At 53.4% G+C, this 14,088-nt stretch carries 12 protein-coding genes and 1 tRNA gene; 11 read left to right on the forward strand and 2 right to left on the reverse strand.

The window, feature by feature from the left end; genetic code table 11:
- Positions 1-242: 242 nt before the first annotated feature.
- The gene (locus H928_RS0119895) at positions 243-2,783 is read left to right on the forward strand and encodes an EAL domain-containing protein (RefSeq protein WP_084635885.1); all 2,541 of its coding nucleotides are present in this window, start codon (positions 243-245) and stop codon (positions 2,781-2,783) included.
- 298 nt (positions 2,784-3,081) lie between these two features.
- Positions 3,082-4,248 carry a YncE family protein gene (locus H928_RS28895; protein ID WP_148293237.1) on the forward strand — a complete coding sequence of 389 codons (1,167 nt, stop codon included), beginning with the start codon at positions 3,082-3,084 and terminating at the stop codon, positions 4,246-4,248.
- Between the two features lie 168 nt (positions 4,249-4,416).
- Here the strand turns inward: H928_RS28895 and H928_RS0119905 are convergent, their stop codons facing one another.
- Both H928_RS0119905 and H928_RS0119910 read right to left on the reverse strand, forming a co-directional pair.
- Complete coding sequence (locus tag H928_RS0119905; protein WP_021028079.1) at positions 4,417-6,939, reverse strand: YgiQ family radical SAM protein; 2,523 nt, start codon at positions 6,937-6,939, stop codon at positions 4,417-4,419.
- A 402-nt stretch (positions 6,940-7,341) separates the two neighbouring features.
- Entirely contained in the window at positions 7,342-7,524 is a 183-nt protein-coding gene (locus H928_RS0119910) for a hypothetical protein (RefSeq protein ID WP_021028080.1), read from the reverse strand.
- A 216-nt stretch (positions 7,525-7,740) separates the two neighbouring features.
- Here H928_RS0119910 and H928_RS0119915 point away from each other — a divergent pair, with 216 nt between their 5' ends.
- From H928_RS0119915 to H928_RS31760, 9 genes are all read left to right on the forward strand, one after another.
- The gene (locus H928_RS0119915) at positions 7,741-8,334 is read left to right on the forward strand and encodes a YigZ family protein (RefSeq protein ID WP_021028081.1); all 594 of its coding nucleotides are present in this window, start codon (positions 7,741-7,743) and stop codon (positions 8,332-8,334) included.
- A 158-nt stretch (positions 8,335-8,492) separates the two neighbouring features.
- Positions 8,493-9,107 (forward strand): GAF domain-containing protein, encoded by a 615-nt coding sequence (locus H928_RS0119920; protein ID WP_021028082.1) that lies wholly within the window; start codon positions 8,493-8,495, stop codon positions 9,105-9,107.
- 78 nt (positions 9,108-9,185) lie between these two features.
- Positions 9,186-9,259, forward strand: a tRNA-Gly gene (locus H928_RS0119925).
- Between the two features lie 75 nt (positions 9,260-9,334).
- Positions 9,335-10,828, forward strand: coding sequence for a site-specific integrase (locus H928_RS31045; protein ID WP_148293238.1), 1,494 nt, complete (start codon positions 9,335-9,337; stop codon positions 10,826-10,828).
- Positions 10,829-10,840: 12 nt separating this feature from the next.
- Entirely contained in the window at positions 10,841-11,179 is a 339-nt protein-coding gene (locus H928_RS31755; RefSeq protein WP_148293239.1) for a hypothetical protein, read from the forward strand.
- Between the two features lie 763 nt (positions 11,180-11,942).
- Complete coding sequence (locus H928_RS32535) at positions 11,943-12,104, forward strand: hypothetical protein (RefSeq protein ID WP_158400590.1); 162 nt, start codon at positions 11,943-11,945, stop codon at positions 12,102-12,104.
- Between the two features lie 83 nt (positions 12,105-12,187).
- Positions 12,188-12,337: a hypothetical protein gene (locus tag H928_RS32540; RefSeq protein ID WP_158400592.1), complete on the forward strand. Its 150-nt coding sequence runs from the start codon at positions 12,188-12,190 to the stop codon at positions 12,335-12,337.
- A 9-nt stretch (positions 12,338-12,346) separates the two neighbouring features.
- Positions 12,347-12,727, forward strand: coding sequence for a MobC family plasmid mobilization relaxosome protein (locus tag H928_RS31050; RefSeq protein WP_084635887.1), 381 nt, complete (start codon positions 12,347-12,349; stop codon positions 12,725-12,727).
- Complete coding sequence (locus tag H928_RS31760; protein ID WP_148293240.1) at positions 12,724-14,052, forward strand: relaxase/mobilization nuclease domain-containing protein; 1,329 nt, start codon at positions 12,724-12,726, stop codon at positions 14,050-14,052. Before H928_RS31050 ends, H928_RS31760 begins: the two co-directional genes overlap by 4 nt.
- Positions 14,053-14,088 lie beyond the last annotated feature (36 nt).

Consider the following 14,088-nt stretch of genomic DNA (forward strand, 5'->3'; position numbering starts at 1 on the left):
ACATATTGCCGTCTCCCCCACCCGTGAAAAATTCCCCGTATTTACCCCAAATAACTACAATTTAAAGGACTCAATCATCAAATAGCATATTACTATGCTTGAATGATTTTTTTGGGACCGTCTTTGTCTCACCGTCCTCGCACCGCGCCCACCATGTTTGCTGACCTGCCCTGCCCGCCCTCCAGATCGCGTCTCCAGCCGGAAGCGGGGTTGGCCTATCTCGGATCCCTAGCGGGGCAGCCATGCCGCGTCTGACTCCGCCGATGCCGACAACGGTGCATAGCGACGCCAAGCCTGTGCGAGGCTATGCCCTGCCCAAGGGCAAGCGCAGCTTGCTGCTGAGCATCTGGCCCTTTGTGGCGTTGGCGATCGTGCAGACCGTGCTGGCCATTTCCAGCCTGCATATTCTGGGGGCGATGCGAGCATTCAGCTCTGGCGAGAGCCAGTGGAGCAAGGGCCAGAAAGATGCAACCTATGCCTTGGCACGCTATGCGGTGAGCGGTGACCCTGCCGCCTATGAGCAGTTCCACCAAGGCCTGCATATCCCCATGAGCGACATGCAGGCGCGCCTGATGCTCGAAGAGCGTGGCTATGCGGCCAGACCCCAGGCGGCCCTGCTGCTGCTGCAAGGCCACAATGAGCCCGAAGAGATCAATGCCCTGATCTGGCTGACGGTGTATTTCAAGCACACCGCATCCATCGGCCAGCTGCTGGGCCGTTGGCAAGACGCCGATGAACCTTTGCAGGAGCTGCAGAATCTGGCGGGCGATATCTATGCCAGCATGCAGTTAGCTCCCCCTACCCCGGAGCAAAAGCAAAGCTGGCTGGCCCAGATCAATGCACTGCAGATACAGCTGTCCGAGGCCGAGCGGGCCTTCAACAAGGTGTTGGGCGATACATCGCGGGCGATGAACAAATGGCTGTGGTCCATCAATATCGGCATTGCGCTGGCCATGCTGGGCCTGCTGATGGGCCATACCTGGCGCCTGCAGCGCAAAACGGCCCGCGCCGAAGATGCGCTGGATCTCGTCAGGGAGCGCGCCTCCACCACGCTGGCCGCTATTGGCGAGGCGGTCATCACCACCGATGCAGCCGGGCATGTGATGTACATGAACCGTGCGGCCGAAGAGCTGCTGGGGATGAGCCTGGAGCAACTGGTGACCAGCGAACTGGTGCAGCACATGCATGCACCTCCGGCTGTTATGGCGAACCAAAGAGACGGCGACAGGGGCGCCAGCATTGCGCTGGTGCAAACAGCCATCGCCGATGCCCTGCAAGGGCGCGAGCACCCGCGCGAGACGATTTTCCGGCTCTGTGATGCGCAGCACCATATGCGCGAGGTCAAACTCGCGTTCACGCCGATCGGTGACGACACTGGCACGACCGAAGCGGTCTTTGTGCTGCACGATGTGAGCCAGGAGCAAAGCTATATCCGCGAGCTGGCCTGGCAGGCCACCCATGACCAGCTGACCGGTCTGGTCAACCGCTATGAGTTTGAGCGCCTGCTGGGCGTGTTCCTGGAGCAGACCAAACAGGCTGGGGCAGCGCCGGGCGACCATGCCATCATGTACCTGGACCTGGACCAGTTCAAGGTCATCAACGACACCGCAGGCCACATTGCAGGTGACGCCATGCTGCGCGCGATGAGCGCCATGCTGCAGCGCTGCCTGCGCGCCGGGGACACGCTGGCCCGTGTCGGTGGTGACGAATTTGCCATTTTGCTCAAGCACTGCTCCTTTGATGACGCCAAGCACATTGCCGAGCAGATCCGCGATGCCGCGCAGAATGTGCGCATCCAGTGGGGTGAGCGCAGTCTGAGTGCGGGCATCAGCATTGGCCTGGTCAAGCTCGCAGCACCCCTGGCGTCGGTCGAGGAAGTGCTGCGCGTAGCTGACATGGCCAGCTACGGCGCCAAGCAGCGCGGCCGCAACAATGTCTATGCCTATGACCCGGGTGTGGACCAGGAAATTGCCCGCTATGTCGGAGAGATGGAATGGGTCGAACGCATCAAGGCAGCGCTGGAAGGTGGGCATTTCTGCCTGTATGCACAAACCATTGAAGCGCTGAGCACCTCCGCAGACGATATCGCAGGGGGCGGCCTGCACATCGAGGTGCAAATACGCATGCGCCTGCCCGACGGCAACATCATCAGTCCCGTGCTGTTCATTCCAGCAGCCGAGCGCTATGGGCTGATGCCGATGGTGGACCGCTGGGTGGTCAAGCAAACCCTGCAGACCCTGGCCCGCCTGCAAAAAGCCGCGCACCGCCCAGCGATCTCCTGCTGCGCAATCAACCTCTCAGGCACCTCGCTGGGTGATGAGCGCCTGCTGGACTTTTTGCAAGAGCAGATTGCCCTTTATGGCGTGGACCCGCGCACGCTGTGCTTTGAGATCACCGAGACTGCTGCCATCACGCATCTGCCCAACGCCATCCGCTTGGTCAAGGCCTTGAAGGCCATGGGGTGCCGCTTCTCGATGGATGACTTTGGCGCTGGCGTCTCGTCCTTTGGTTCGCTCAAGAACCTGCCCGTGGACTTTCTCAAGATCGATGGCGCCATCGTCGCCGACATGCTCAATGAGCCTGCACACCGCGCGATGGTGGACGCCATCAACCACCTGGGCCATGCGCTGGGCATGAAGACCATTGCCGAGTTCGCATCCACGCCCGAGATTGTCGATACCCTGCGCGGCATGGGCATCGACTACGCGCAGGGCTATGCAGTAGGACGGCCCCAGCCCTTCTCCGACACTACCGAGGCACTGCCCACGGACCGCGTGCACTAGCCGAGGCAGCCCTGGCTGCATTCCGCCCACCGTTGCTGACACGGCAGCACCTGGTCAGTGGCGGACTGCAATGACGTGTTGCAGGCAGTCACGAAATGCGCATTTTGCAGCCAGCGCTTTGCTGCGCTGGCCAGCTCTTGGGCACCGCCGTGTGCGGGACAGGCGACGACCTCTTTCCCCCTTGCGCGGGGGAAGCCTGCCCCGGATTGCCAACAATCTTGATTCGATGCACCAGTATGCGTTTTGCCGCAACTTATGATGTACATTAATATAATTAATTAATTTCTTACATTCAATCGTGCTAGTCAATCTGAAAGGATGGCCGCGCTGGAGCTTGCGCTGGGCCGGTGCCATGGCGCTGTGCTGCGCCTTCGGCTTGGGCCAGGCCGCACCGCTGGCCTATGTGGTCAACCGCGATGACAGCAATGTCTCGGTGGTCGATGTGGCGAGCAAGCGCAGCATCACCACCATCCCCGCCGGCATGGCCATGCCCCAGGAGATTGCCATCAGCCCGGACGGCTGCCTGGCCTATCTCTCTAGCGTCTGGTCCGCCACCATTGCGGTACTCGATCTGAACAAGCAGCAGTTGCTCACAGGCATTGCTTTGAACCATGTCAGCAACGATGTGGTTTTCAGCCCTTCCGGGGCACTGGCCTATGTCGACACCACCACGCCTGGCGGCGGCGCGATTGCCGTCATTGATACCGCCACCCACCAACTCATGCGCATGTTTCCCGTCAGCCCCCAAAACACCCGCGGCATGGCCGTCCATCCCGATGGTTCACGCCTGTATTCGCTCGAACAACACCGCGACCCCGATGTCGGCAAAGTGGCGGTGATCGACCCCAGCAGCGGCACGGTGCTCGAGCGCATCAGCGTCGGCGCCGATGCCAGCGATATCAAGGTACACCCGGCAGGCAACCTAGCCTATGTGGTCAACCGCGCGTCAGACGAAGCCCGTGGCCGTGTCACCGTAATCAATACGCGAACCCACAGCGTCGTCGCCACGGTCGCTGTCGGCCAGCATCCCAGTCGCATCGCCTTCCACCCCGCAGGCACCCAGGCGTATGTCACCAACAGCGGCGACGGCACCGTGTCGGTCATCGACACTGCCAGCCACGCGGTGGCCGCTGTGATCGAGGTGGACCAGACACCCCAGCATGTCGTCTTCCATCCGGCCGGGACGCATGCCTATGTGAGCAATCCGCAGCGCAATAGCCTGTCCATCATCGATACCGCCACCCAGGAAGTGCATGGCGCCGTGACGGTAGGCAGTGCCCCTTGGGGGGTTGCGCTGGCCGCTGGCGCGCACAAGGCTGCCACCAAGCAGGAAGCCAGTGGCCTGGAAGCGGGCAGCGTCGTGGCAGGCAAACCCATTCCGATCAGCGGCGTCTGGGCCGGCTTGCTGCTGTTGGTTGCGGGCATTACGGCACTGCACCGCCATGGGCAGAAGCTGATGGGCTAACCCCCCGCTGCCAAAGCCCCTGCTTTGGCCGCCCCGTGGGGCAAGGGTTGTGCAGACCATCGCTCCAGCACGCTGGCCGGTGGCTGCCTCCCCAACCCGCCAAAAACAAAGGCGCCAAGCCTTCGCTTGGCGCCTTTGCGGCGATCTGGGTGCAACAACACCGCAGTCTTAGCGGCTGCCCTTGCGCGCGGGGCCCGACTTTTTAGCCAAGCCAGGCTTGCCCGCGCCGGCGCGCACGCCAGCCCGTGGCGGCAATCCGCTGTGCTGGGTCAGCAGCTGACCGGGCTTGGGTTGCGCACTGCGAAAGCGCACATCGCCCTTGGGCTCTTGCTGCTCCTGCGGGCGGCGCGGTGCCAGCGCTACAGCCTTGCCATCCTTGTTGGTGGTATAGCCCAGGCCATTACCGCTTTTGGAGCTGGTGCTGTTTTTCTTACGCGCGCTTTGGTAGCTGCCATCGACCAGCGGCTGGAAGGTCGGGATCAGGTGCTGCTTGCCATTGCCGATCAGGTCCGAGCGCCCCATGGTCTTGAGCGCTTCGCGCAGCAGCGGCCAGTTGTTGGGGTCGTGGTAGCGCAAGAACGCCTTGTGCAGACGGCGGCGCTTTTCACCGCGCACGATGTCGACGCGCTCCTCGGCCTCGTCGCGCATCTGGCGGCGCACCTTGGTGAGCGTATTGCGGCCGCTGTGGTACATCGCGGTGGCCGTAGCCATCGGGCTGGGGTAGAAGGTCTGCACCTGGTCGGCGCGGAAGCCATTCTTCTTGAGCCAGATCGCCAGGTTCATCATGTCCTCATCGCTGGTGCCCGGGTGGGCGGCAATGAAGTAGGGAATCAGAAACTGCTTCTTGCCCGCCTCTTCGCTGAACTTTTCAAACAGCTGCTTGAAGCGGTCATAGCTGCCAATGCCCGGCTTCATCATCTTGTTCAGTGGCCCGGCCTCGGTGTGCTCGGGGGCGATCTTCAGGTAGCCGCCCACATGGTGCTGCACCAGCTCCTTGATGTACTCGGGCGACTTGACCGCCAGGTCATAGCGCAGGCCCGAGCCGATCAGGATCTTCTTGATGCCAGGGAGCTTGCGCGCGCGGCGGTAGATCTTGATCAGCGGACCGTGGTCGGTGTGCAGGTTCGGGCAGATGCCGGGGAACACGCAGCTGGGCTTGCGGCAGGCCGCCTCGATCTGCGGGCTCTTGCAGCCCAGGCGGTACATATTGGCCGTGGGGCCGCCCAGGTCCGAGATGGTGCCGGTAAAGCCCTTGACCTTGTCGCGGATGTCTTCGAGCTCCTGGATGATGGAGTCTTCCGAGCGGCTCTGGATGATGCGGCCCTCGTGCTCGGTGATCGAGCAGAAGGTGCAGCCGCCAAAGCAGCCGCGCATGATGTTGACCGAGGTGCGGATCATCTCCCAGGCAGGGATCTTGGTCGCGCCTTCGTGGCTGCCGCTCTCGTCGGCATAGGCCGGGTGCGGGCTGCGCGCATAGGGCAGGCCAAACACCCAGTCCATTTCGGCGGTGGTCAGCGGAATGGGCGGCGGGTTCATCCACACATCACGGGCCGTGGCTCCTTCACCATGGGCCTGCACCAGCGCGCGGGCGTTGCCGGGGTTGGTCTCCAGGTGCAGCACGCGGTTGGCATGGGCGTAGAGGATCGGGTCGCTCTTGACCTCTTCAAAACTGGGCAGGCGCAGCACGGTGCGGTCGCGCGCCGGCATCTTGGACTTGTGGCGCAGCGAGAGGTTGGGCACAAACTGCAGCGGCTGCACATTCGACAGCGTGGGTGCGCTGGTGCTGGCAGCGCCTGCAGCCGTGCCACAGGCCGCTGCGGCGGGCGCGGCCGTGGACGCATCAGCGCCCTGCTTTTCCGCGTCTTCCTTCGCGCAGCTCTGGCCCTGGGCTTCGGCCTGCTCGCTGGTCGTCATGTAGGGGTTGATATGGGGCTCGACCTCACCGGGCTCGTCGACCGTGGTGGAGTCCACCTCGAGCCAGCCCTCTTCAGATGCGCGGCGGAAAAACGAGGTGCCGCGCACATCGGTGATGTTCTCGACCGGCTCACGCGCGGCAATGCGGTGGGCCACTTCGACCAGCGCGCGCTCGGCATTGCCGTAGAGCAGAATGTCGCACTTGCTGTCCACCACAATCGAGCGGCGGACCTTGTCGCTCCAGTAGTCGTAATGCGCAATGCGGCGCAGCGAGCCTTCGATGCCGCCCAGCACAATCGGCACATCCTTGTAGGCTTCGCGGCAGCGCTGGCTGTAGACGATGGCAGCGCGGTCCGGGCGCTTGCCGCCCACATCGCCTGGCGTGTAGGCGTCGTCGGAGCGGATCTTGCGGTCAGCCGTATAACGGTTGATCATCGAATCCATATTGCCCGCCGTCACACCCCAGAACAGGTTGGGCTTGCCCAGCGCCTTGAAGGCCTCGGCGCTTTGCCAATCGGGCTGCGCAATGATGCCCACGCGAAAGCCCTGGGCCTCCAGCACGCGGCCAATCACGGCCATGCCAAAGCTGGGGTGGTCCACATAGGCGTCACCGGTGACCAGGATAATGTCGCAGCTGTCCCAGCCCAGCTGGTCCATCTCGGCACGGCTCATCGGCAGAAATGGCGCAGCACCAAAGCGCTTGGCCCAGTACGGCTTGTAGCTGGTCAGCGGCTTGGCAGCACGTTCAAAAAAAGAAACATCAATCGGGGCAGACATGGGCAACAACAGTCGTGGAGTAATGCACGCGGGGCTCGGCGCCAGGGTGGCGGGTCCGATATTCTAAAAAAATAGCCCGTAGCGCGCACTTGTACGGGTATTGATGCTATGTATTTGGAAGCATCTGCGGGGGCAAGGCCCCAGTTCAGACCAGGGCGGTCAAGGCATTGCAGCGCGGCGCCAGGCTTGGATAATCACCGGTCCCTGGCTGGCGGGGGCTATGGCCACCAGCAAAGAGTATTAAAACCGCATTTTTTGCGCTGCATCAAATAGCCCATGATTGTCGCATGGCTGGGCATGGCACCGCAAATAAAAAAGGCAGCCCAGGCTGCCTATGGCGTTTACGCGATACGGGTGATGTCTGTTAACCGGTAGCCCATCCTGGCGCGCTTGCTCAGCGCCTTACCACTCACCGCCTTCGCGCACGCGCTGGGCCAGGTCCACATAGCTGCCATCGTCATTGGCACTGGGGGTCGTTGGCAGGGCTGCCAATACTTCAGTCACATAGGCGGGCGTCTCCAAACCTGCACGTCCGAACCCATGGTTGTTCAAGGAATCCAAATTGGTTTGCAGTTGGTGTTGCATGGTCGCTCCCGGGTAATGTGTCAGTCGGTGGTATGAAATGGTTCTTGGAAAAATCGGGGTAGACTCGCGCCTGGCTGCGCCTGAGGTCTCCACTGCGGCAAGCCACTCCATCACTGGAGCGCTCCCGTCATTGAAACAATGATATGTGTCTAACGCATGACATCTAGGCGACGTTGACGCATGACAGTGTAAGCAAACGTCTTCTCCACGCAACGCATGCCCTACACCCTGGCCCAGCCCGTTCACAGCGAACTGATCATCAAGAAAAGCCGCTTCATCGGCTGCGTTCAGCCCGTGCAGGATCGTGCACAAGCCCTGGTCATTGTGCAGAGCCTGCGCGAGCAGCACCCCGGTGCCAACCATGTCTGCTGGGCGCTGATGGCGGGCGGGCAGTCTGCCGCGGTCGATGATGGCGAGCCCAGCGGCACTGCCGGCCGCCCGATGCTCGATGTGCTGCGCCACCAGCAGATCGAAGGCGCCTTGGCGACCGTGGTGCGTTATTTTGGCGGCGTCAAGCTGGGCGCCGGCGGTCTGGTGCGGGCCTACACCGACGCCATTGCCCAGGCGATGGTGAAAGCAGAAAAAGTCGAGCGCCAGGCAATGACCCGCCTGCAATGCCGCCTGCCCTATGCGCTCGAAGGCGGCATGCGGCGCGAGGTTGCCAGCGCCAACGCGCAGTTACTGCAGGTGAGCCACGGCGATGATGTGCTTGCCGAGATCGAGTTGGTCGCGTCGCAGGCGCCTGACTTTGTCGCCAGGATGAATGAGCTCGGCCAGGGCCGCCTGACCTGGATCGACGAGTCCGCTTGAATCCGGGTTAGCGGAGCTAGCACCGCGTGTGCGCTCGCTTCCATGTAAAAGAGTAATTCAATCCTGCTGCCAGGGATGCACACGCTTTTCAGTGCCGTTATCATCAAACGCGACCGGGATGCGCTAACGGGTAGCGCATGGAAATAGCGAGAACAACTATGGCCATTCATTTATGGGATTACGCACCTGACGCGCTGGAAGTATCGATGAGCGAGCTGCTGGTGGCCACGGCCGAAGGCGCCGATGACCTGATCGACCAGAACGTCAAAGAGGTGCTGCACGGCCTGCGCGAGCATCTGAAAATGGACGTGATCTTTGTCTCCGAGATCCGCAATGGCCAGCGCACCTTCAAGCATGTGGATCACAGCGCCGACAAGGCCTTGATCGAGACCGGTGGCGGCTCCTCACTGGAGCAGTCCTTCTGCCAATGCGTGCTCGACGGCCGCCTGCCGCCACTGGTGCATGATGCGGCAGAGCACATCGAGTCGGCCAAACTCCCTGCCACCCCTTTCCGCGTGGGCGCCCACCTGAGCACCCCCATCATCCTCGCGGATGGTCAGATCTACGGCACCCTGTGCTGCTTCAGCACCGAGCCCGATCCGACGCTGCGCGATACCGATCTGCAAAAACTCGCCGTCGTTGCCAAGCACACGGCACGCCGCATCGATGTGCGCCGCGAGACCGAGCGCGATGCCGAGCTGGAGAAATGGAAGCTGCAGCCGCTCGATGAGAAAAAGCAGGCCTGGGCTTTCCCTGGCAAGAAGGGAAACTGAGTCACACAACCTGACTGTAGCCAATGCGGCAGCAGCACAGCGGGTGTTGCGATTTCTATGGCTACAATGTCAGCAAACGCGGGTGTCGTTCAGTGGTAGGACTCTTGCTTCCCAAGCAAATAATGTGGGTTCGATTCCCATCACCCGCTCCAGCAACTTTTAGTTGTTGATTTCATTGAATTTTTAGGCAAATCCAAAAACTCGGTGTCCTCACAAGGTGTACCGAGTTGCCTATCAAAGTTCCAAGACTTCGCACCAACCGCGTTGGTGTCTATTGCCTTCGTGTCTATACATACGACTCCACAGGCAAGCTGAGGGAAACTCAGCACAGTCTCAACACAAAAAATCCGCAAGTAGCTAGGCTTCTGGCATTAGAGTTCAACAAATCGTTTGAACAAATCCGAGCAATGAAAAAGCCTACTCTACAAGACTTCCAGCATCTGCTACATGACAAACCTTCTTCCCGCCGATATGAAATAGACCTATCTAGGGGTGTCATGAGAACGGATGGCACTGCGGAAGACCACCAGCGAATGATGGAGGCTCTGAAGATCCGAAAAGAGCTTGAAGAGGCTGTAAATGCCGCCCCCAGTCCAAGCCATAGGGAGGCAAAAAAAGTCGTTCAAAAATCTAAAAAATTCAGTGAAATCGTAGAACTGTACTTGATCGAACGAACGCTGGATAACAACGATGATACGCGTCTCGCAAAGAAGCGCACTTATGATCAATTCCAAGAGTTATTCAATGATCTTGAAATTAACGAATTCACTAAGCAAGAGTTTGTTGCCTGGAAGTCAACGCAGATCGTAGAAAAACTGAAACCCCAAACAATTAACTCAAAGCTTGGAGAATTAAATGGGCTTTTTGAGTGGGCACTACATAACGGCTACTACACCGCCAGCAATGAAGCACCGACAAAAGACTTAAAAATCACGTCCAATAAAACAATAGTACACGAAAGCTATGAGCCATTCTCAAATGATGATCTAACCGCAATTTTCTCACAGGAATATAAAAATAAATTCAATAAGCCTGACTACTATTTCATGCCCTTGATTGCTCTATTTACTGGAGCAAGACGAGAAGAAATAGCCAGCCTTAAAACAAAGAACATTCTGACAATTGATGGCGTAGATTCTATTGAGATAGAAAAAGGGAAAAATAACTCAGCAAGAAGAGTAGTTCCCATTCATGAGAAGTTAATTGAAATGGGTTTTCTGAATTACCACAGCTATATGCTGGAGCTCGGAAATGAATTCTTGTTCCCTCATCTAATTGATGGAAAAAATGGGAGAGGAAAAAATGTCGGGCGTCAGTTCTCAGACTACTTGAGAAAGAATTTGAAAATATCAAATGAAAGAAAAGTCTTTCATTCCTTCAGGCATACCGTAATTACGCGACTTCATACTTTGAACTCCAATCCTGTTCATGCTCTTCAAATCGTCGGTCATAATGATGAATCATCTGATTCAGTCCACATTAAAGTCTATACTCATGACGTAGGCCTGCAAGCTCTAAAAGCCACAATCAATAATCTCTCATACAAACTAGACTTTGAAGGGATTAAGATATCCGACACGAAATTCAAAGAATTCTTTAAGAAACATCATGAGAAAGAGAGACGCGCCGCAATGAGGCAAGAGAGAATAAATGCGGCTGAAAAAATTAAAGAAAATATAGAGAAGCCGCTATTCAAAGGAAAACTAAGAACAAATTTTTGAAATTTGCAATTTATGAAAAACCCTCTATATTCTCAGTATGGAGGGTTTTTTATGAAGATAACGCAAACGGAAATTATAGTAATTATACAAATAATCAAATCAATTAGACAATTGAAGGCTATGCGATTGACTGCAATTGACTTCAAAGATATTGAATCAATAGAGCTGGGACTGCACTACTTTATTAATGAATTGAATAAGCATAACACCGAGGTGGTTGCATGTATAGAAGATGAGATAAATAGAGGTCTATCAGCAGCCCTAATCATAAGACTATACCGTACGGAAACAAAAATCCCAAACGACATTGCCTCAATAAATAAAAATCCGATAATACCAAAAAGAAGATAAAGTAATGAGAGAACTGTGCCAGTCTAATTAAATTTACTTCATTCCACTTGACAATAGCAGATTATTTAATTACAACTGTCGCATAGGGATTTTTTATGCGTCGTTTACCTCGGTTCGGAAATCCCTTTCAAATATATTACTCGTATAGATGGCTGGCATCTATTAAAAAATAACCAAAAGATAAACCCAAATTAACTGGCTACCGAGTTAAGCCTGGCATAACGAAAAAGCCGAATATATTTAAGTTGTTAGAATGGTACTGATACAAAGCAACAGGGAAGACTAAGAGCAAACCTCGTATCAATGAGATTAACCTCATGAATTGCCAAATCAATATAGTTAATTTATTATTGATCCTAAACGGACCCCTCGGGAATAGCGTCCCAGGTACGGAAATGGCCAAAGTCCCAGCATGAATTTATGTTCAGCTTAGGGAAAACTTTGCCTTCCGTTTCCTGGGAATCTTCAGATTCACAGGAGACAGGAAGGCAGACAAATTAAGGTATTAGGATGTTTGTATTGAGCTATTTCGGTATTCTGGAAAAGATAAAATGGTATTTAGACTCAGCGAGGATATATGCAATATATACGAAGACTGACAGTTTGCTTCTTTACTGATAAAGAAGTCGTTTACGACAGTAAACGAAATATCCCACAACGAAAAAAAATAATGGAGTCGCAAGACTCTTTTTTTTCGTCTTAAATAACTTGACTACTTAATTATTCTGCGTATCTTTATCTGTAATAGACAAGGAGATTTATCATGAAGGACTTTATGCAAATAAGACTAATTCATCTGCTTAAAAAGCATGATGAAAACATAAGTCACACCGATGAAGAAATCCAAGAAATTTGGGAAATTATCAAAAAATTAAATGAGGAAATTTCAGGAATAGAAAAAATAAGAAAAAGCAAAGCAAGGTAACTCACTAGCGACACAAAATAAATTTCTTGCTAGTGTTTGTATATGGGGATACCCCATACCCCGAATAAGAATAAAGGATAGGCATGAAAAGCATAACAAAAGAACTTGAAAATGAAATTAAAGAACTAACTGAAATGCTTATCAAGCACACAGGAAGTCACAATAAAAAAATGGCTATTTTAAAACTGATATCGGTCAAGTCGGTTTTGAAAAATATAGAAGAGAAAAAATAAAGGACATGTATGGAGATGAAAAGAAAAAAAATGAAATCTGGAAGAAGTGACAAAAGTGACACTTGCCAATACATAAGAAATAAACAAATCCACATCAGAGCAAGCGAAGATGAATTCCTTGAAATTGAGAGAAGAGCAATTCAGGAGAGAAAAACAATCGCCAAATATTTACGAGATAAGGCATTGGGAAATAACAAGTCAAAAATATACAAAAATAATGAGGATATGTTTTTAACTATCTCAACACTAAATCAAATTAAGAAAATTGGAACAAACATAAATCAAATTGCACACAAAGTTAATGCTCATTCCTCAAAGGAACAATATTTAGAAGAATTAAAAGGCATTCTGCATGAATTGAAAGAGCTAGCATTAAGGGGCAACAGATGATTATCAAAATTTTTAAAAACGTCGGCAAGGGATCATCACGAGGACCAATTAATTACCTGTTAGGCAATGATGCAGAAGGCAAAGTAAGATCTATCCAGCCACGGATTTTTCAAGGCTCTAAGCATGCAACTGCATTTCTAATAGATAACAATCACCGCCAAAACAAGTACACATCTGGAGTAGTTGCTTTTAGAGATAGTGAGAATCCATCCTATGAACAATTGAAAGAGATGTGTGAAGACTTTCAGGAGACTTTCATGCCTCACATGTTTAGAGACGATGTGCCGATTCTATGGGTCTTACATAGGGAAAAAGGCAATACCGAAATGCACTTCCTAATCCCCAAACAAACATCCAAGGGAAAAGCATTTAACGCATTCCCGCCTGGATCAAAGAATATGCGACTATTAGAAGCCTGGCAAATAATGCAAAATGATAAATTGGGTTACAAACAAGTCACAAGTGACGGCTTCACCCAGTTATTTGATGTATTTGAGAAAAAAACTAGAAAACCACAATTTGCTAAAAAAATCAGAACTATGGCTAAAACAGGAAAAATTCTCAATAGAAACGATTTAATCCTATTCTTGAATTCTCAAGGCCACAAAGTAACAAGAGTGGGACATAACTATATAAGTGTCAAGTTTTCGGACAAGGAGAAATCCATGAGATTTCAAGGTGAAATTTTCAAAAGTGATTCCAACTATAAAAAGCTACTAAGCTCCTCGTCCAAGGAAAAACTGAGTGAACTAGACCGTGCGATGGCAATAAATACAATTGCACAGCTAAGAAAAGAACGAGAAAAGTACAACCTTGACAAATATCACACACCTAGCAAATCCAAGTTCCAAAACACATTAAAAAATAGACCTTCGCTTATCAAAAAGGAAGCCAGCACATCCCGTTTATCATCTGCTAATGCAGATAAGCAGCCATCATGCTATCTACGTACCATACCAAATATTGAGATGACTGTAGCCCCTGTTATTCCTTCCAAAGAGAAAATGGGCGATAGCATCGCTCCCCCTTTGCAAGAGCGAAGCGAACATGCTCCGACAATTCAACACAACTCTTTTAATTTTGAGAATTTCAATGAGAATTTATCATGTGTTTCTGCAGACACATCGCATCAATCAAGCACATCTTTGGCTATTATTGACTCTCAAATAGCCACCTTGATTATTAAACTTTCATCGTTAAAAGACCCTATCAAAATTGCAGAGCTTCAACAGAAATTAGCCATCTTGAATGCCGAAAAAAACAACCAAGCGTTCAAAGAGAAGCATGACAAAGAAAAGCATAAATCAAGAATTAAAATACGATGATACATATAGACAAAAAAAATCCCCTGCGTGGGGATT

The sequence above is a fragment of the Comamonas sp. B-9 genome, assembly GCF_000410635.1.
In the GTDB taxonomy this organism is placed as follows: domain Bacteria; phylum Pseudomonadota; class Gammaproteobacteria; order Burkholderiales; family Burkholderiaceae_C; genus Comamonas.